The following is a 19,139-nucleotide window of genomic DNA, read 5'->3' as shown; positions in this document are numbered from 1 at the left end:
GTTGATGGCTTACAGGGTGCCTGGATAGGGTTTCCGGCGCCGTGACCCGAGGGTCATGGCCGGGTGTGGAAGCCCGTACTTGGAGAATCGAGCTCGCCATAACGACGCATTATCTGTCGACAGTCTATGGCGGACCGTACGAGGGGCTTCGGCCCGACCGGTCTTAGCTCTGTTCTCCCGGTACTTCCACACTCGTACGGTCCGCCACCCTTCAAGGATCTGGTGGCGGCTCCACAGTTCAATGGATGGAGCGTTGCCACGACCCTTCCCGAAATCACGCCACAGGCCTTCCGCCGCCGCACGCTGCGCGCCTTCCTCATCGGCCACGAAGCCTGGCTCTCCACCCGCGACCTGCGCCGCCTGTTCAACACCGGGATCAACGACCGCCTTATCGGCAGGCTCTGTGATGACCCCGGCCAGCGCGTGCTGCCGCTCCATGGCAACGGCCGCTTCAACGGAGAACCCCTGATCAGCGAATCCGGCCTGCACACCCTGCCCTGGATGTACGGCTACAACCCGGAGAACCGGCTGCTGCGCCGGTGGGTGAGTCAGGAGGTGGTGAGCGGATTGTGGAATGGGCAGATAGGCGCAGGGCGATGGGGAGAGTGCCTGCTTTCGCAGGATGGGTTTCGCAAGCTCTACCCATCCTACAAGTACAAGTTCTCGGCAAGCTGAAACCATCTTTTCGCTCACATTGCCTACTGTTTAAGTACCAGCAGCTGAGATATCGCGATGTACGAGCCCATAAACGCAGTGGTGATCATGGGTGTTGCCGGTAGCGGGAAGTCCGCCGTGGCCCGGGCGCTGGAGGTGCGCAGCGGGGCACGGTTGATCGAGGGGGATGCCTTCCACCCCGACCGCAATATCCAGAAGATGAGCAGCGGGCAGCCCTTGACCGACAAGGACCGCGCCAGTTGGCTGCGCGCCCTGGAAAAGCGATTGCACCGTGCCAAGGTCGATGGCGAGCATCCGATCCTTACCTGCTCAGCCCTCAAGCGCAGCTACCGCGACGGTCTGCGCCACGCCATGCCTGGCGTGGGCTTCGCCTATCTGAAGCTCTCCCCCGCCGCCGCTGCCGAGCGGATGGCCCGGCGTCATGGCCACTTCATGCCGTGCAGCCTGCTGGACAGCCAGTTCGCCGACCTGGAAGAACCGCTGGACGAGCCACTGACCCTGATCCTTGACGGCACCCTGTCAGTGGGTGAACTGGCCAGCGCCATCCACAAGTGGTGGCAGCAGCACGCACCGGCGTGAAGAACGAGTCAGTGCCCATGGGCAGGGTGCGCCGCGCGCACCGGGCATTGTCATTTGTGCGCACGGCGCACCCTACGGGCATTGGATCGGTGCCGAGTCCAGCCTCGATGGGTGGACAAAAGGAGCGTTGTCCACCCTGTGGGAGCGATTTCAATCGCGAATGAATTCGCTCCCACAAGGCGCTGCAGGGTGGAAACCGCTCTTCATTTCCACCATGGATGCCCGATGGTGGATCGGTGAAGCGCGATCCCCCACACAAGCTCCCTGCCTTTCGCTGAAGCCATTCCGCCATCATCCAGTCTTTGGGGAAAAGCGCTTAGAATCCCGCGCTTTGTCGTGGTTACGGGGATCGATCCAATGCTGTCTGCCATGAAACGCGCCCTTGCGCGTTACTTCCCGCGTACCACCGAGTACCTGCGCGCCGAGCGTGAAGCCGCTGACCAACTGCGCAAGCCGACGCCACGGGCGAAGAAGCCTGCCAATGGCGGCAAGGCCAAGGCCGCCGGCACCCGGAAAGCCGCCGCAGGCGATGGCCCCGCCAAACCGGAAAAGCCTGCCGACGAAGGCATCTACGCTGGCGCCCGGATGAAGGCGACCGAGGCCCAACTGCAGGCGATGCGCGAACGGGTGGCCCAGGCGGTCGCCGCTGGCGTGGTCAGCCCGCCGTCCGATGAACAATGGGCGATGATCCTCGGCCGCGCCCCGCTCACCCGCATCTTCGCTGGCGCCGGTTCCGGCAAGTCCACCACCCTGGTGCTGCGGGTGGTGTTCATGCTCTGCCACATGGGCGTGGCGCCGGAGCGCCTCACGGTCATTTCCTTTACCAATGCCTCCTGCGCCCAGCTGCGCGAGCAGCTGCTGAAAGTACTGGCCTTCTGGCAGTTTCCCTTCGATGCCGCCCAGGCGCGCCAGTGCGTGCGCACCTTCCATTCGGCCATGGGCACCCTGGCCAAGGAGTTGCTGGGCAACCCGCGCTGGTTCGAGCAACTGGACGACGCCAGCGCCGGCGAGCTGGACAACCCGCTGCTGGCCGGTCGCCTGCGCCCGGCCCAGCAACGCCTGCTGCAACAGGCTTACCAGGATTGCTACGCAGCGGACGCGGATTTCCGCGAGCGGGTCCACGACCTGTTGGGCCTGCCCCCTCTGCCCGCTCCGGCCGAAGGCCAGCCAGCGCGAATTCCGAAGGCGCCCCTGGATGGCTTCAAGCCGGCCGGCGAGTTCACGCCGCTGCCGCTCTTCGAAGCCTTCTACGTGCAGGCCGGCTTCATGGAGAGCATCGGCATCCGCGTCGATCGCCTCAAACCCCGTGCCCTGGCCTGTTCGGCGCGGGAACGCACCTTCGTCGAGGCCCTGGCGCAGTTCTGGAAGCACTTCGAGGCGCTGCTGCAACAGCAGGGGCTGATGACCTTCAACGCCGCCTTCCAGCGCCTGGGCGAAGTGCTGGCCAAGGGCAATGGCCTGCCCGGCGAGGCCCTGGCGCCCTTCTGCCATCTGCTGATCGACGAGTTCCAGGACATCTCGCCACAGATCGTCCAGTGGCTGCAGGCCCTGCATCGCGGCCTGGCACGCCAGGGCGAGGCAGTGAGCCTGATGGCCATCGGCGACGACTGGCAGTCCATCTACGGCTGGCGCGGCAGTTCGCCGGAGCTGTTCATGGACTTCGACCGGCACTTCCCCAGCAAGGGCAAGACGAAGAAAAGCACCGTGCTGACACTGGAAACCAACTACCGCTCCATCGAGCCCATCCTGCGGGACGGCGAGGCGGTGCTGGAGGGCGTGGCCTTCAAGCAGGCCAAGGGCAGCAAGGCATTCAAGGCCATGCAGCCCGGCGACCACGGGGTGAAGCTGGTGAGCCGCTTCGACCTCAAGACCTGCCTGCCGGAGCTGGTGCAGGAAATCCAGGCCCAGTGCGCCCACGTGGCCAGCCGTACGAATGCCGACCGCAATCCGGTGTTGCTGCTCTCCCGGCGCAACGAGCCGCTGCGGCAGATCCAGGCCCAGCTGGACCCGGCGCTGCCGGTGCGGGCCTACAGCATCCACCGCGCCAAGGGCTTGCAGGCGGAGGTGGCGATCATCGTCGATGACTGCGCGCCGCCGGAGAAACACCCGCTGCGCAATGCGCTCTATGCCCACTCCGGCTTCTTCCGCAACAGCTACGACCAGGCCATGCAGGACGAAAGCCTGCGCCTGGCCTACGTCGCCATCACGCGGGGCGTGAGCCGGGTGATCTGGTATTCGAACAAGGTGCAGGGAGCGGTCGAGGTGCTGGCGCGGCGCGGCCATCGCGAGTAAAGCTTCGTCACGGTGTCCAGAAGCAGGGGGCGCCATGCGCCCCGAGGCGATGCTTGCCACCTTCCTGGTGCGCGCACAGCTCACCCTACCTGGGAATTCCCCCACAAGGAAAAGCCGAACACGGCACGAACCCTGTCGGGGCGATTTCAATCGCGAATGAATTCGCTCCTACAGCGAAGCACTGCGATCCAATGGGAGACATCATCGTTCGGCCCGGGAAGACGGTGCGCGGTGCCCCCTGCGGGACCGGCAATCCGCTCTTTTCGTCGGCCTGCTCAGCCGATGTCATGAAATGAAAAACCGCTGTCGCCGGATGCAAGGTGCCCGGGTTTCCTTGGGCCCTAGAGTTTCTGCCATTCACCGCAGGCAGGGCCAAGGGCCCGGAAACTCGAGAGTCGCCATGAGCAAATCCACTCAAACGTCCCAGAACACAACAACAACCAAGCGACGTCCGGCAGCCGGCAAAACCCGCCGCAGCCGCAAGGATGCCGACCTCCCGGGAGACGCCCAGCAGCACGAGCTGATCGGCACTGCCACCAACCAGACCCTGGCCGGCAATCCGCTGGTCAGCGTGCGCGCCGCCGACCTGGCCAGCTCCGCCGGCTACCTGCTCAAGGCCGTGGGCAAATCGCCGCTCAAGGCCGGCTATCACCTCGGCGGGTACCTGAAGGAGATGGGCGCCATCGTCAGGGGCAAGTCCAGCATCGCGCCGGACCCCAAGGACAAGCGCTTCGCCGATCCGGCCTGGCAATCCAACTTCCTCCTGCGTGGCCTGTTGCAGAGCTACCTGGCCGGCCAGAGCGAGTTCAACCGCTTCATCGAATCGGCCGATCTGCCGCCCCTGGAAAAGAGCCGCGCCCAGTTCGTCGCCTCGCTCCTGGCCGATGCGGTAGCGCCCAGCAACTCGCCGCTGACCAACCCCACCGCCCTGCGCAAGCTGGTGGACACCGGCGGCATGAGCCTCGCCCGGGGCATTCGCCAGTTCACCCATGACATGCTGAACAATCGCGGTCTGCCGGCGCAGGTCGACAGCACGCCGTTCAAGGTCGGGGAGAACATCGCCACGGCCAAGGGCGAGGTGGTGTACCGCAACAAGATGTTCGAGCTGCTGCAGTTCGCGCCGACCACGCCGAACATGTTTGCCCGGCCCCTGGTGATGTCGCCGCCGCAGATCAACAAGTACTACGCCATCGACCTGTCGCCGGAAAAGAGCCTGATCAAGTGGGTGCAGGACAGCGGCGTGAACCTGTTCGTCATCAGCTGGCGCAACCCCACGGCCAAGCACCGCGAATGGTCGCTGTCCGACTACGCCCTGTGTCTTGACCAGGCCGTGGACGTGGCACGCCAGATAACCGGCAGCCCGGACGTGAACATGTGGGGCTCCTGCTCCGGCGGCATCACCCTGGCGGCCTACCTGGGCTGGCTGGCGGCGCGCGGCGAAGGCCACAAGGTGGCCAACACCTGCTGGGCGGTGTGCGTGCTCGACATGCCCTCGGCGCTGGGCGATACCACCCTCGGCCTCTTCACCACACCGTCTGCCCTGCGTGCGGCCAAGGCCAGCTCGCGGCACAAGGGGGTACTGAGCGGCCAGGACATGGCGCGCATGTTCGCCTGGATGCGGCCCAACGACCTCATCTGGAACTACTGGGTGAACAACTACCTGCTGGGCAACAAGCCGCCGGCGTTCGACATCCTGGCCTGGAACAACGACACCACGCGTCTCCCGGCCCAGCTACACGCGGACTACCTCGACCTGGTACAGCAGAACCCATACAGCAATCCAGGCACCCTTTCGATCGCCGGCGAATCCATCGACATGACCCAGGTGCAGGTCGGCGCCTACGTGATCGGCGGCACCACCGACCACATCACGCCCTGGCAGGGCTGCTACGGCACGGCTCGCCTGTTCGGCGAGGACGCCACCTTCGTGCTGTCCAACGCTGGTCACCTGCAGAGCCTGGTCAACCCGCCCGGCAACCCCAAGTCGTACTTCTATTCGGCGCCGGCCAACGCCGACGATCCGGAAACCTGGTTGCAGAACGCCGGGGAGCGCTGCGAGGGCAGCTGGTGGCCCCATTGGCGCGAGTGGATCCAGCAGCGTTCGGGCGAAAGCCAGACGGCGCCGAAGAAGCTCGGCTCGCGCAAGTACCCGCCGCTCTGCCCCGCCCCCGGCCTCTACGTGATGGAACGCTGAGGGCACGACGCCGAGCAACGCCGGGGCGGATTCAGCCCTGGCGCTGACGTAACTGGATGAACAAGGCTTCGACCTTCTCCCGCGCCCAGGGCGTCTTGCGCAGGAAGGTCAAGCTGGACTTGATGCTCGGGTCGCTCTTGAAGCAACGGATGTCGATACGCTTGGCCAGGCCGTCCCATCCGTAGTGCTCCACCAGTTCGTTGAGCAGTTTTTCCAGCGTGACCCCATGCAGCGGATTGTTCGGGGTTTGGGTCATGGCGGGCCTCGTTCAGTCTGCGAAAGCGGTGGAGCTTAGGGCCACGCATCGCAGAAGGCCACTCCCGCCATCCCCATCACCGTTGCGCCGGCCCCAGGCAAGGCCTGCCGGTAATCCCGGTCCGTCCGTTCATCGCCAACAGCCATGCAATCGCGCCCTGCAGGTACGCTCAGCAAAGTCCCGGAGAGGACAAGGCTTGGTCACCACGGATCACCGCCTCCGTCTCAGGCACCGTCTCAGTGCCCAGGTCCGTGGTGACCTTTCTTCCCCTTGAATCACTCCTGCTGGTCGCCAAGCCCCTTCAAGGGAATCGCGGCGTCAGCCGGCTGGCTTCAGGCACCGGGAAGGGGAAGCCGAGCACCGGGTACTTGCCGCGAACGCGGTTCTGCGCCTGGCAGTTCCTGACGCAGTTCGTCGGCGGCGGGGCAACCTCGACGGAGTCCTCGCCCAGTACGCCCCCCATGCGACCGCCACTGGACACACGCCACACGGACACGCCGCCGAACTGGCTGATGCGCGTGGCTACCTGCGGGCTGTCCCGTCCGACCAGCCTGGAGGACAGGTCATTGCCGAAATTGATCCGGGGCGTCACCGGCACCGGGTAGCACTGCGGGGTGAAATTGGGCGGCGTGCAAAGCGGCAGCGGGGGCGGATTTCGGAAATTGGGGTTATCGAAGTAGAACACCCCCTCCGCCAATACATGGATGAAGTCGGTCGGGAGGCCATCGGCACGCGCCGGCTCCATCTGGAAGATGCCGCCCTGGGCGCAGTCCTTGGCCTGGATCTTCATGCTGACGCCGGGGCCGCTCCGTTGCAGCAGTACATCGTTGCCCTCCACCTCCACCGTCAGCTTGCCGTTCAGCGCCACGCCGCCGAGATTTGGCGTTTTGCTGGCGAACAAGGTGGTCGGTACGCCACCGGTCATGTCCAGCGGATTCGCTGCGCCGGTCAGGGTGTAGTTGCGAACGCCGAGCGTGGTCGCATCGACTTCGAACCTCACGAACTTGCCCTGGACAAGGAAGCTGGCGCCCACCGAACTGGCGGGCACCACGGTGTCCGTGGGGCTGGAAAGCGTCCCGCCGGGAAGCACGACGGAGAATCCGCCGCCCTCGCAGCCGGCATCCTTGGCAGCCTGCGCCTGCTGGCCGATGAGGCCGAGCGAAAGCGCCAGGAAAGCGGCTAGCGGAACGCGTAGGGGAACGGCCTTCGTGGGGCTGAAGGCAGTCGAAGCGTCAGATGGAACAGTTCGGGAGTTCATTTCGTCACCTCTTGTCGGATGAGTCCTTGATTTCCTCACCGCTCACAGGAGCGGCCGGCCAACCAGCGCGGGCATCTGACTTCAGCTTGAAATGCAACAGCGGTGTATCCGCACGATCCTTCAGAACCAGTCGGCCCCAACAGTGGGAAATTTTCCCACGCCAGGTAACGCTAGCCCCATGTGCCGGAGAGTCAACGACCGAACATCGGAGTCGGAATCATTTCGCAGAGGGCCGCCATGGCGCTGGATGGCTTCCGACCAATGGGCCCCCCGGTCTTCCCTACCGCTTACTTGAACAGTTCGGCGTTGGCAGCCAGGACTTCGTCCGCGCACTGCGCATCGAGGTGGCCGCCCGGAGCGCCGGCCACGCCGATGGCACCGATCACGGCATCGCCAGCCTTCACCGGTACACCGCCGCCCAGCAGCAGGAAGCCGGGAATGTCGGTCAGGTTGGCGGCAACCGGGTTCTTCTGGGCGTTTTCCATGATGGCCAGGGTCGGGGTCTTGGCGGAGGCGGAGGTGAAGGCCTTGGCCTGGCTGGCTTCGATGGTGTGCGGGCCGGCGTTGTCGGCGCGGGCGAAGGCCTTCAGCAGGCCGGCACGGTCCACCACCGCAGCGCTCACGTTGTAGCCCTTGGCCTGACAGGCGGCGACAGTGGCGGCGGCGAGTTTCTGGGCGTCGGCAGTCGAGATATTGCTTTCTTTCAGCACGGCGGCATTGGCGGCGCCCGCGAAGGTCAGCGAGCAAAACAGCGCGGCAAGCGAATAACGAGACATGGTTACGTCCTTTCCGGGGATCGATTTCAGGAGTAGCCAGTGTCTCGAGCGCGAGCCGGGGGCGGTATTCGCCCGATTACGCTGCAGCCTCCGTAGCGCTACGGAGACGGCGAGTCCAGCAGGGTCGCGTACTGGCGGATGAGCTGCGCCAGCGAGTCGGCCTCGAGCTTGGCGAAGACGTTGGCCCGATAGGTTTCCACGGTGCGCGGCGACAGGTCGAATTCGCGTGCGATTTCCTTGTTGCTCATGCCCTGGACGATGCGCACCAGCACGTCGCGTTCGCGCCCGGACAGACGCGCCAGGCGTTCGACGGCAGCCTGGGTCACCGCCTGGCGCTCGCGGCTGGCGACATGGCTGCGCACGGCGGCCTGCACCGCATCCAGGAACACATCGTCATCCACCGGCTTCTGCAGGAATTCCATGGCGCCGCCCTTGAAGGCACGGCGGCACAGGTCGACGTTGCCGTGACCGGTCAGCATCACCACCGGCAGATCGGACACCTCCGCCAGCTGCGCCAGCACGTCCAGCCCGCCGATACCCGGCATGCGGATATCCAGCACCACGCAACCGATGGACTGCGGCGACAGCGAGGCAAGAAAGGCCTGGGGATCGCCATGCCCCTCGCTGCGCAGGCCGACGCTGCGCAGCAACAGCGCCAGCCCATCGCGCACGGCATCGTCGTCGTCCACCAGGTATACGAGCGGGGAATGTGCGGGGAGGCTCATGCATCGGCTCCGGCAAGGGGCAGGCGCAAGGTGAAACAGGCGCCCCGGGGTTCGAGGTTGCGGACGGTCATGCGGCCGTCCATGGCCCCGGCCAGCGTCTCGCACAGTGCCAGGCCCAGCCCCATGCCTTGGGGCCGCGTGGTGTAGAACGGCTCGAACAGCCGCGGCAGGGCTTCGGCATCGATGCCGGGGCCGTCGTCGCTGACGCTGAATACGTATTCGCTGCCTTCGACAGCGCCATTCAGGGCGATGCTCCGGGTGCCCGACGCGTCAGCGGCGTTCTGCACCAGGTTGTGCAGGATCTGTTCGAGCGCTACCCGGTCACCCAGCGGGCGGGCGCCGGGCCTTGCGTTGCGCCAGGTCAGGCGGATGCCGCGACGGGCCAGCTCATCTTCACGCAGGAACAGCAGCGAAGCCGCCAGCGCGTCGGGGTCCACCACCCTGCGCGGTGAAGGCGAACTGGGTTTCACCAGTTCACGCATGCGGCTGATGATGTCGGCCGCGCGCCGGGCCTGGCCGGCGCTGGCGAGCAGGGCCTGGCGTACCGCCGGGCGCTCCTCCTCGTCATCCAGCAGGCGTTCGGCAGCGCGCACCTGGGCGAGGATGGCGGTCAACGGCTGGTTCAATTCATGGGCGATACCCGCAGCCATTTCACCGAGGGTGCTGAGGCGCGTCATCGCCGCGAGGCGGACCGCCTCCTGCTGCCGCCTGGCTTCGGCGCGCGAGCGCTGCCAGGCGGTGGTACCGGCCGCCAGCAGGCAACTGGCGGCGGCCCAGGCCAGCCACGCGGTCCAGGGCCAGTCGGCGAGCGTCAGCGTGCGCCAGCTGTGCACGGGAAAGGGCTGGCTGACCGCACCCAGCGGTTTGTGCAGGTCGATCTTCAAGCCCGCCGAGCTGGCGGACTGGCGCGCCAGCAGCGTCAGCGGCCCTGCCCCCACGTCCAGCGTCAGCATGGCCAGCGAGGGCGGGAAGTCAGCGACGGGAATGAGGTGCCGGGCGTCCAGCAGCAGGCTCCAGCCCGAGGGGGCCACCAGCCAGTAGCGGGCCTCGTCCAGCGCCAGCGTGACCGGCCGCCCCAGTTGCTGCGCCTGCCGGACGGCAGCCGCCAGCCCCGGCGGGAAGTCGGTGCTGCCCGCCCAGACGCCATCGCGCAGGTAACCCAACCCCAGCAACTGCGGCATGGAGGGTTGCAGGCTGGGCAGCAGGCGTTCGGGAATGGGCGGGTGCGACAGCGCGGCCAGGGTGGCCAGCACCGCTTCGTGCTGCACAGTCTTCTGGCTGAGCATGCGCTGGGCGATGCTGGTGTCCTGGAAAAATCGCTCGTAGCGGTCGGCGTAGTCCTGCCAGCCGATCCAGGCAGCGATGGGACAGAACAGGACCAGCCAGAGAACGAAGGTGCGGGAAATCGTCAGGGGTTTCACGACCGGCATCATGCCCTGCCGCCTCGAAAATCGACCATCCGTACGGCTACGGAGGCTGGCAGCGAGCAGCCACGCGGCGCGTCGATAGCGTGTTGCGGAAGCGAGATGCCGATTGCTTGCATCCATTCAGCCCGATTGCGGAAATGCGCCATTGTTTCATGACCGCAGTGAGCATGGACGCGTCCGGGCCCTATAGCCAACGCAGGCTGTGCGACGAGCATCTTCGACAGTGGGAGCGATTTCAATCGCGAATGAATTCGCTCCCACAACGAAGGTGCAATCCGTCTTCGAATCGGGCTGTGGAAACGGCCTACGCCACGGGAATCCGTGGGTCGGCGGCGGCCAGGGCGGTGGCGCGATCGGCTGCCGGCGGGTAGATCCACAGGGTATTGATCTGCGTCTTGAGCTCCTTGGCTTCCTGTTTGACCAGCTTGAGCTGGCGGTCCCAGCCTTCGGTGAACACCGCGCCCCAGGCGCCGAGGTCCAGGCAGGTCACGTACCTGGGCTGGCGATACGGCGTCGGGAGAACGCCGAGCAGGTCGGCGGCGGCATTGTTGCCCGCATGCCGGCCGAGGGAGATCGCGTGCTGGCAGGACATCACCGCGAAATTGCCGAGGTCGTCGGTGGCGGCATAGGCAACGTCTCCGGCGGCGAATACCTTGTCCTGGCCGAACACTTTGAGGTGCTCATCGACGTGCAGCCGCCCCTGCGCATCGCGCACGCTGGTCAACTGTTCGGTCAGCGGGCTGGCACGGAAGCCAACGGTCCAGATCACCGTCGCGGCCTCGATGCGCCGGCCATCGGCGAGGGTCACGCCGTTCTCGTCCACCGCGGCGACGGTGGCGTTCAGCACCCATTCGATGCCCAGGTGCCGGGACGCTTCGATGATCGACGGGCGAATCCCGTCACCCAGGGCGGCGCCGATCTGCGGGCCACGGTCGACGACTATCACCTGGATGTCCTGGTCATCGCCGAGCACGGCTTTGAGGCGTGCCGGCATCTCGGTGGCGGTTTCGATGCCGGTGAATCCTCCACCGGCGACCACCACCGTATTGCGGGCGGCGCTGCAGGGCCGGTCCTTGAGGGAGCGAAGGTGATTCTCCAGGCGCACCGCCGATTCGATCTGGTCGACGTCGAAGGCATGGGTGTCCAGGCCTGGCACATTCGGGCGCACGAGCTGGCTGCCGGTCGCCAGCACCAGGCGGTCATAGTGCAGTTCGGCCTGCTGCCCCGTTTCGTCGATGTAGCCGACGGTCTGCGCCTGCTCGTCGATACGGTTGGCCGTGCCCATGATGAAGCGAATGCCCACCGTGTCGAACAAGTCCTCCAGCGGCGCGAACATCCGGTGCACCTCCGGCTCGTAGAAACGCGGACGTATGCGCAGCTCCGGCTGGGGCGCCAGCAGGATGATATGCACGTAATCACAATCGTACTTGTCCAGCAGCCGGGCGGCGCTCAAGGCACCCCAGACTCCACCGAATCCCGCACCGACGATCAGAATGTCTTTCATGGTCTGCTCCGGAGGCAAGGTCAGATGACGACGGATGTTCAGCCGGGCAGATAGTCGGTCTCGTACCGGGACCGGAATACTCAATTCGATTGATAGCGGGTCTTGTGCGAAATGATGGCGCGGCTTGCGATGGGTGCTATGGGACGAGGTTCAGCGCGCCTCATTCTTCACGTGAAGACTCCCGCTCCAATCCTGCTCAGCGCAGAATATGCACGCTCATTTCCCGTCGTGCTTTCCGCTACAAGGCAGACCCTGGATGAAAACCCCCGGTGGCATGTTGCTGACCGGCATCGAGCTGGACCGTTCCAGTCCTGTGCCGCTCTATCGCCAGCTTTACCTGCAGGTGCGCAAGCAGATCCTCTCCGGCCGACTGCCCGGCGGGACCCGCCTGCCCTCGACACGGACCCTGTGCAAGGAACTGGGGTTGTCGCGCATCACCCTGCTCAATGCCTTTGACCAACTGACCGCCGAGGGCTTCCTGGCATCACGGACGGGTGCCGGTTCCTACGTCGGCGATGAGTGGGAAGGCCGCGACGCGGCCGCCGACAAGCCGCGCAAGCCACCACGTCTGTCCAGCATGAGCCAGGCTGTGCATTCCCTGCGCAGCGACCATTTCAGCGGCATGTCCTACAGCGCCTGGGCGCCGGACTGTCCGACCTCCTTCCTGCCCAGCCACCCTGCCTACGACGCGTTTCCCATGCTGGTGTGGAAGCGCATGATGAACCGCCACCTCCGCAAACCGGGCAAGACGGAGCTCGGTTACGGCGAGCTGAAGGGCCTGCTGCGCCTGCGCGAGGCGATCGTCGAGTATGTGGCCGACGCCCGTGGCATCGAGTGCAGCGTGGACCAGGTGGTGATCACCTCTGGCGCCCAGCAGGCCTTCAATCTGCTCGGCATGCTGCTGCTCAACCCCGGTGACAGCGTATGGATGGAGGACCCGGGCCATATCGCCGCGCGTATCGCCTTCCAGGCGCTGGGCTGTCAGCTCGTACCCCTGCGAATCGACGACCAGGGCCTGGACGTGATGCAGGGGCTGCGCGAATGCCCGGAGGCGCGCCTGGCCTTCACCACCCCCTCGCGCCAACACCCGCTTGGCACCACCATGAGCTATGCGCGACGCCAGGAGCTGATCGACTGGGCCGGGCGCAGCCAGGGCTGGATAATCGAAGACGACTGCGACAGCGAATTCCGCTACGTCGGCCGTCCCCTGCCGGCGCTCTACGCCATGGACCAGTGGGACAAGGTCATCTACGTCGGCACCTTCAGCAAGGTGCTCTACCCTTCGCTGCGCCTGGGCTACGTGATCCTCCCGGAGGATCTGGTAGAGCCGTTCTGCGCCATTCGGGCGGTCATGGACCGCAGTCCCTCCACCCTGCACCAGGCCACCACCGCCGATTTCATGCTGGATGGCCACTTCCTTGGTCACATCCGTCGCATGCGCAACCTCTACCAGGCGCGCCAGGCATGCCTGGTAGAGGCGCTGCAGCGCCACTTGGGCGGCTTCCTGTCCGTCACGCCGGTGGAAGCCGGCCTGCACCTCATGGGCTGGTTGCCCGAGAAGATGGACGACGACGACCTCGCGCGCGGACTCGCCGACCATCAGGTCTACACCTACGCCCTCCGCGACTACTGCATCCGCCACTACCTGCCACCGGGGTTGCTGCTGGGCTTCGCTGCCACACCGGAAACGCAGGCTGAGCAGCGTGTGCAGGAGTTCGTCCAGGCCCTGCGCGCCATCGGCATGCGAGTTTGAGCATGCGCCGAGCAGGCGGCCAAAGTGGCTATATGAACTAAACAATAATGGTCATAGGAATAGCGCCATTCCGGAGCGATAAAAGCACCGCCGGCCACCCCGGCGCCGCTATCAGGAATGACAATAATGAACGCTATCCAAGCCCGATTCGCCGCCCTGCTGAGTCATAACGCCGGGGCGGACAGCGCGCCCCCGCTTCTCACCCCCGACCTTGCCCGCCGCCTCCTGGAACGCCTGGACAGCATGCGCCTGTTCGCCCACGGCTATCCGCTGCTGACCAACCTCACCCAGGGGCGTGTCACCCCCGAAGACATGCTCGACTTCGCTTACCGGCATGAGCTCGACGGTCTCTCGCTGCACCTGCTGGACGGCGAGCACAACAGCCTTTCGCGCATGACCGCCGAGCGCCTCGCGGCCTTCGCCGACAAGGCCCGCGCGCTGGAACTGGACGTGCATGTGGAGATCAGCAGCACCTTGCCCGAGGACGTCGATCAGGCCGTGGCCGTGGCCCGTGCCATCGGCAGCCGCAATATCCGCGTCTACTCCCGTTATGAGGGCCACCTTTCGCGCGTGATGGACCTGATCGAAGAAGACCTGCGGCGCCTGGCGCAGCTGGCCGACGAGCACGAGCTCAACTTCGACTTCGAGCAGCACGAGGAACTCAAGAGCATCGAGATCGCCACCCTGCTCCGCCGCGTGGGTCACCCGCGCCTGAATGCGCTGTTCGACTTCGGCAACATGATCAACGCCTGCGAACAGCCATTGCCGGCCCTGGCCAGCCTCGCCCCCTTCATCCGCCAGGTGCATCTCAAGGGTGTGCGCGTGGTTCCCGAGCAGAACGGCTTTGGCCACTACGGTGTGCTCCAGGGCGGCGCCGATGACCAGTTGCCGGGCGCGCGCATGCTGCTGGAACTGCTGCTGCTGGGCGAAACCGCTCCCCAGGTGGTGGCCTTCATCCTCGAGCAGGAGAACCACTACATCGCGCCGGCTTTCCGGCAGACCAGCGAAGACGCCGATCCCTTCATCCCCTACCGCGAGATGAGCGAGACACCGCTGCCGCCGGGCTACAGCCTCGAACGCATGCTCGCCGACGAGCATCGCTGGGCCAACAACCAGGTGCGGTACGTGCGCGGTCTGCTGGCCGAGCTGCGCCTGCTGGCCGAACTGACGCTGGACGACGCAGAACGCATCTGACCGGCCGCGCAATCGGCCCTTCGACAACTCTGGAAGCTGTGGAGAACAACAATGACAGCACAGAACAAAGCCAAATGGCTCCGTTTCCTGGTTCTCGTCCTCGGTGGCGGGACCATCTACAAACTGGCGAACCTCAAGGACGCCTTCTACATCCCGATGCAGGAACACATGGGGCTGACCCATACCGAGATCGGCACCCTGCTCAGTGCGAACGCCATCATCGCCACGGCGTTGTTCGTGGTAGGCGGCTTCCTGGCTGACCGTTTCGAAACACGCAAGCTGATCCCCCTCGGGCTGGTCGGCACCGGTGCGCTGGGCCTGTACCTGGCCAGCTTCCCCGGCTACAGCCAGCTCCTGATCGTCTTCTCCCTGCTGGCCGTGTGCGCCGACTGCATCTTCTGGCCTTCCCTGCTCAAGGCCATCCGCAACCTCGGCGATGACGGTGAACAGGGACGCATGTTCGGTTTCCTCGAAGGCGGCCGTGGCGTGGTGGATACGCTCGTGGCCTTCTCGGCCCTGGGGGTTTTCGTCGCCCTGGGCTCCGGCGCCGCCGGGCTGAAGGCCGCCATCCTGTTCTATTCGGGGATCGATATCGTTGTCGGCCTGCTCACGCTGTTCCTGCTCAGGGACGCGCGCCAGGCGAACGGCAACCGCGAACCCATCGGCCTTGCCGGCCTGATGGAAGCGGTGCGCATGCCAGGCATCTGGCTGGTGAGCCTGAACGTGTTCATGGTCTACATCGTCTACTGCGGCCTGACCTACTTCATCCCTTACCTGAAGGACATGTACGAGTTGCCGGTGGCCCTGGTCGGCGCCTACGGCATCATCAACCAGTACTTCCTCAAGGTGCTGGGCGGGCCGGCTGGCGGCTTCATCGCCGACAAGGGGCTGAAAAGCCCGAGCCGCTACCTGAAGTGGGCTTTCCTCGCGCTGCTGCCGCTGATGGTCGTGATCTTCAGCATCCCCCATGGCGAGAGCTACATCTATGCCGGCATGGCCGCCACGCTGTCCTTCGCCCTGGTGGTATTCACCATGCGCGGTGTGTTCTGGGCACCGATGAGCGAAGTGGGGATTCCCTCGCGAATCAGCGGCTCGGCTTTCGGTATCGGCTGCCTGATCGGCTACGCGCCGGGCATGTTCGCCTACATCATCTACGGCGCGCTGCTCGACCACTATCCGGGCGAACAGGGCTACACCTACGTGTTCACGCTGATGAGCGTGCTGGCGGTAATCGGTTTCCTGGTTTCCAGCCTGCTGCAACGCTCGGTGAACAGGCGTGTCGCCAGCGCATCCGGTGAATCCCTCGCATAAACTCTGCGCCATGGGAAAGCCGGCCGTCTGGCCGGCTTTCCTGTTTTGTCGGCCGCCTGAAGCCCTGCGTCAGATCGCGTCCCGCGTCCCCACGCCGTCGACCAGCCGCTGGATGCCCAGCGGGTTGGCGTTTTTCAGCGCATCCGGCAGCAGCGCGTCGGGGTAGTTCTGGTAGCACACCGGGCGCAGGAAGCGGTCGATGGCCAGGGTGCCGACCGAGGTGCCGCGCGCATCGGAGGTGGCCGGGTACGGGCCGCCGTGGACCATGGCGTCGCAGACCTCCACGCCGGTCGGGTAGCCGTTGAGCAGCAGGCGGCCGGCCTTCTGTTCCAACAGGCTGGTCAGTTCTCCGAAGCTGGCGAGGTCTGCCGGTTCGGCGATCAGGGTGGCGGTGAGCTGGCCGCGCAAGCCCCGGAGCGCGCGGATGAGTTCAGCCTTGTCGGCCACTTCGACGACCACGGTGGCAGGGCCGAAGACTTCTTCCTGCAGCAGTTCATCGCCTTCAAGCAGCAGGCTCACGTCGGCCTTGAACAGTTGGGCACGGGCCTGGTTGCCTTCCTGCCGAGCGCCGGCCAGGTGGCTGACGCCGGGGTGCTGGTGGAGGTTTTCGAGGCCGTGGCAGTAGCTCCTCAGGCCACCGGCGTTGAGCATGGTCTGGGCCGGCTGGTCGCCCATGAGGGCGGTGAAACGTTCGAGGAAGGCGACGAATTCGGGCGAGCGGATGCCAATCGCCAGGCCCGGGTTGGTGCAGAACTGCCCTGCCCCCAATACCACGGAGGCAGCCAGTTCGGCGGCTACCTGTTCGCCACGGGCCTTGAGTGCGTCGGGCAGCAGCAGCACGGGGTTGATGCTGCTCATTTCGGCGAATACCGGGATCGGCTGCGGGCGCGCTGCAGCCATGTCGCACAGGGCACGGCCGCCGCGCAGTGAGCCGGTGAAGCCCACCGCCTGGATGGCCGGGTGCCTGACCAGCCATTCACCTACCCCACCGCCGTAGATCATGTTGAACACGCCCGCCGGCATGGCGGTTCTCCCGGCGGCGCGGACGATGGCGTCGGCCACCCATTCGGCGGTGGCCATGTGGCCGCTGTGGGCTTTGAACACCACCGGGCAGCCGGCGGCCAGCGCGGCTGCGGTATCGCCACCGGCGGTGGAGAAGGCCAGCGGGAAGTTGCTGGCGCCGAACACGGCCACCGGGCCGACGCCGATGCGGTACTGGCGCAGGTCCGCGCGCGGCAGCGGCTTGCGCTCGGGCATCGCGCGGTCGATGCGCGCACCGTAGAAATCGCCCCGGCGCAGCACGCTGGCGAACAGGCGCATCTGGCCGCTGGTCCGGCCGCGTTCGCCCTGGATGCGAGCAGCAGGCAGTGCGGTTTCGCGGCAGACGATAGCGATGAAGTCGTCGCCCAGGGCGTCCAGCTCGTCGGCGATGGCGTCGAGGAATTCGGCGCGGCGGCTGGCGGCCAGGTTGCGGAAGGCGGGATAGGCCGCTTCGGCGGCGCGGGCGGCGGCGTCCACTTCGGCTTCGGTGGCCTGGTGGAAGCTGTAGGGCAGCGCTTCGCCGCTGGTGGCATCGACACTCTGTACAGTGACGCTGCCGTTGGCGCTGCGACCGCCGGCGATGAAGTTGAAACCGGTGATGAGGGTCATGCTCGTCTCCCTGACCTCGTGGGCTGTTGTGCCTGCTCACCCTCGGTCCGACCACCTGGCGCTGGCCGGCAGCACACTCGAACGGGATCAGATTCAGGGCGATGAAGCTCGTTGCTGGATGTTGGCCGGGACTTTACGAATCTCCCGGAGGTCTGCCTAATGAGTGCCTCTGATTGCGCGATAACTTTTGGTCATCCCCCATGATCGCTTCCCTCCCCGCCCTGGTTTCCCGCCTGCGCCTGAAACAGCTGCGTCTGCTCATCGCCCTGGACGAACAGGGCTCGCTGCACAAGGCCGCCGAGCAGGTGGCCATCACCCAGCCTGGCGCCACCAAGGCACTGAACGAGATAGAAGCGGCCTTCGGCATGCGCCTGTTCAACCGCACCAGCCAGGGCCTGGAGGCCAACGACCTGGGCCGTTGCGCCATTCGTTACGCGCGGCTGATCCACACTGACCTTGCGCACCTGCGGGAAGAGATGATCGGCATTCTCCAGGGCCAGGGCGGGCGTATTTCGGTGGGCGCGGTAATGGGCGCGGTGCCGCTGCTGACGCGCAGCCTGGGGCGGCTACGGGAGACACAGCCGGAGCTTTCCGTGGAGGTGGTGGAAGACACCAGCGCCCACCTGCTGGGGTTGATCGACCAGGGTCGCCTGGACCTGGCCGTCTGCCGCACCAGTGTCAGCCCCCGGCCGGACGCCTACGATGCACAGGTGCTCTGCGGAGAGACCCTGCGAGTCATGGCCAACCCCGCTCACCCGCTGGCCGGCGCCGAATCGCTGGAACTGACGGAGCTGGCCGCCTACCCCTGGGTGGTGTATCCGGCGAACATGCCCATGCGTCTGGTACTGGAGCGCGAGTTCAGCCAGGCGGGGCTGGAGTTCCCGCGCTACCCGCTGGAAACCGCATCGACCCTGGCCACGGTGATGCTGCTGCGGCAGAACCCGCAGCTGATCGCCCTGATGCCCGGGGAAGTGGCCGACGGCGCCATCCACCTCGGCACCCTCGCCTGCCTGCCCCTGGAATTGCATTCCCACAGCGAGCCCTTCTCGCTGGTGATGCGCCGGGGCGCGCCCTTATCGGCACCGGCACAGTTGCTGTGGCAGGCGCTGGAGGCCGAAAGCACTTGACAACCGGGCGCCTGAGGCGACCGGAACACCACTGCAACCTCAAGAACAGGAAAGTCCCATGCCCCATCTCGTCATTGAGTACAGCGCCAACCTCCCCGGCTTCGATGCCGCCGCCACCCTGGCCGCCTGCAACGAATTCCTGGCCGACACCGGCCACTTCTCCGAAGCGGACATCAAGAGCCGCGCCGTGCGCCACGACCAGTTCAGGGTCGGTACCGCACGCGAGGGCCGGGGCTTCGTGCATGTCACACTGTGGCTGTTGTCGGGCCGTCCAGAGAACGTCAAGCAGGCGCTCTCCCGTGGCGTGCTGGAAGCCCTCGAACAGACCTTCACCAAACCCGAGGGCCTGGATGTGCAGCTCAGCGTGCAGATGCAGGATATGGAACGCAGCACCTACTCCAAGGCCTTCCTCTAGGCC

Annotated in this window: 16 protein-coding genes; 9 read left to right on the top strand and 7 right to left on the bottom strand. The window is 65.8% G+C overall.

The features are described 5' to 3' along the window. The first annotated feature begins 222 nt into the window (after positions 1-222). The 4 genes from FXN65_RS11415 (at position 223) to FXN65_RS11400 (ending at position 5,740) form a co-directional block, all read left to right on the top strand. On the top strand, positions 223-675 hold the full coding sequence (locus FXN65_RS11415) for a BRO-N domain-containing protein (RefSeq protein WP_178119308.1): 453 nt from the start codon (positions 223-225) through the stop codon (positions 673-675). Between the two features lie 57 nt (positions 676-732). Then, the gene (locus tag FXN65_RS11410) at positions 733-1,254 is read left to right on the top strand and encodes a gluconokinase (protein ID WP_151133309.1); all 522 of its coding nucleotides are present in this window, start codon (positions 733-735) and stop codon (positions 1,252-1,254) included. Between the two features lie 357 nt (positions 1,255-1,611). After that, positions 1,612-3,546: a DEAD/DEAH box helicase gene (locus FXN65_RS11405; protein ID WP_151133308.1), complete on the top strand. Its 1,935-nt coding sequence runs from the start codon at positions 1,612-1,614 to the stop codon at positions 3,544-3,546. A gap of 400 nt (positions 3,547-3,946) precedes the next feature. Beyond that, positions 3,947-5,740, top strand: a complete 1,794-nt coding sequence (locus FXN65_RS11400) for an alpha/beta fold hydrolase (protein WP_151133307.1) — start codon at positions 3,947-3,949, stop codon at positions 5,738-5,740. 31 nt (positions 5,741-5,771) lie between these two features. Here FXN65_RS11400 and FXN65_RS11395 read toward each other — a convergent pair whose 3' ends face one another. The 6 genes from FXN65_RS11395 to FXN65_RS11370 form a co-directional block, all read right to left on the bottom strand. Next, complete coding sequence (locus FXN65_RS11395; protein WP_151133306.1) at positions 5,772-5,996, bottom strand: VF530 family protein; 225 nt, start codon at positions 5,994-5,996, stop codon at positions 5,772-5,774. 301 nt (positions 5,997-6,297) lie between these two features. Then, positions 6,298-7,254 carry a hypothetical protein gene (locus FXN65_RS11390; RefSeq protein ID WP_244620723.1) on the bottom strand — a complete coding sequence of 319 codons (957 nt, stop codon included), beginning with the start codon at positions 7,252-7,254 and terminating at the stop codon, positions 6,298-6,300. A gap of 287 nt (positions 7,255-7,541) precedes the next feature. After that, complete coding sequence (locus FXN65_RS11385; protein ID WP_151133305.1) at positions 7,542-8,030, bottom strand: GlcG/HbpS family heme-binding protein; 489 nt, start codon at positions 8,028-8,030, stop codon at positions 7,542-7,544. A 98-nt stretch (positions 8,031-8,128) separates the two neighbouring features. Then, positions 8,129-8,755 (bottom strand): response regulator transcription factor, encoded by a 627-nt coding sequence (locus FXN65_RS11380; RefSeq protein WP_151133304.1) that lies wholly within the window; start codon positions 8,753-8,755, stop codon positions 8,129-8,131. Next, positions 8,752-10,188, bottom strand: a complete 1,437-nt coding sequence (locus FXN65_RS11375; protein ID WP_244620722.1) for a sensor histidine kinase — start codon at positions 10,186-10,188, stop codon at positions 8,752-8,754. The genes FXN65_RS11380 and FXN65_RS11375 overlap by 4 nt, the downstream gene beginning before the upstream one ends. Positions 10,189-10,486: 298 nt before the next feature. After that, on the bottom strand, positions 10,487-11,686 hold the full coding sequence (locus FXN65_RS11370) for an NAD(P)/FAD-dependent oxidoreductase (RefSeq protein WP_151133303.1): 1,200 nt from the start codon (positions 11,684-11,686) through the stop codon (positions 10,487-10,489). Between the two features lie 256 nt (positions 11,687-11,942). Here FXN65_RS11370 and pdxR point away from each other — a divergent pair, with 256 nt between their 5' ends. The 3 genes from pdxR (at position 11,943) to FXN65_RS11355 (ending at position 15,944) form a co-directional block, all read left to right on the top strand. Then, positions 11,943-13,439: a MocR-like pyridoxine biosynthesis transcription factor PdxR gene (gene pdxR / locus FXN65_RS11365; RefSeq protein ID WP_151133302.1), complete on the top strand. Its 1,497-nt coding sequence runs from the start codon at positions 11,943-11,945 to the stop codon at positions 13,437-13,439. A gap of 126 nt (positions 13,440-13,565) precedes the next feature. Then, positions 13,566-14,633: a sugar phosphate isomerase/epimerase family protein gene (locus FXN65_RS11360; RefSeq protein WP_394351291.1), complete on the top strand. Its 1,068-nt coding sequence runs from the start codon at positions 13,566-13,568 to the stop codon at positions 14,631-14,633. Between the two features lie 51 nt (positions 14,634-14,684). Next, positions 14,685-15,944, top strand: a complete 1,260-nt coding sequence (locus tag FXN65_RS11355; protein ID WP_151133301.1) for an MFS transporter — start codon at positions 14,685-14,687, stop codon at positions 15,942-15,944. A gap of 69 nt (positions 15,945-16,013) precedes the next feature. On the opposite strand, the gene FXN65_RS11350 is transcribed toward FXN65_RS11355, so the two are convergent. Then, positions 16,014-17,594 carry an aldehyde dehydrogenase (NADP(+)) gene (locus FXN65_RS11350; protein WP_151133300.1) on the bottom strand — a complete coding sequence of 527 codons (1,581 nt, stop codon included), beginning with the start codon at positions 17,592-17,594 and terminating at the stop codon, positions 16,014-16,016. A 200-nt stretch (positions 17,595-17,794) separates the two neighbouring features. On the opposite strand from FXN65_RS11350, the gene FXN65_RS11345 reads away from it, so the two are divergent. Together FXN65_RS11345 and FXN65_RS11340 are read left to right on the top strand one after the other, a co-directional pair. After that, positions 17,795-18,721 carry a LysR family transcriptional regulator gene (locus FXN65_RS11345; protein WP_151133299.1) on the top strand — a complete coding sequence of 309 codons (927 nt, stop codon included), beginning with the start codon at positions 17,795-17,797 and terminating at the stop codon, positions 18,719-18,721. A 58-nt stretch (positions 18,722-18,779) separates the two neighbouring features. Next, positions 18,780-19,136, top strand: a complete 357-nt coding sequence (locus FXN65_RS11340) for a 5-carboxymethyl-2-hydroxymuconate Delta-isomerase (RefSeq protein ID WP_151133298.1) — start codon at positions 18,780-18,782, stop codon at positions 19,134-19,136. Positions 19,137-19,139 lie beyond the last annotated feature (3 nt).

It is taken from the genome of Pseudomonas lalkuanensis (genome assembly GCF_008807375.1).
Lineage (GTDB): Bacteria > Pseudomonadota > Gammaproteobacteria > Pseudomonadales > Pseudomonadaceae > Metapseudomonas > Metapseudomonas lalkuanensis.
The sequence above is the reverse complement of the archived record's forward strand: the minus strand, read 5'-3'. Positions and strand labels throughout refer to the sequence as shown.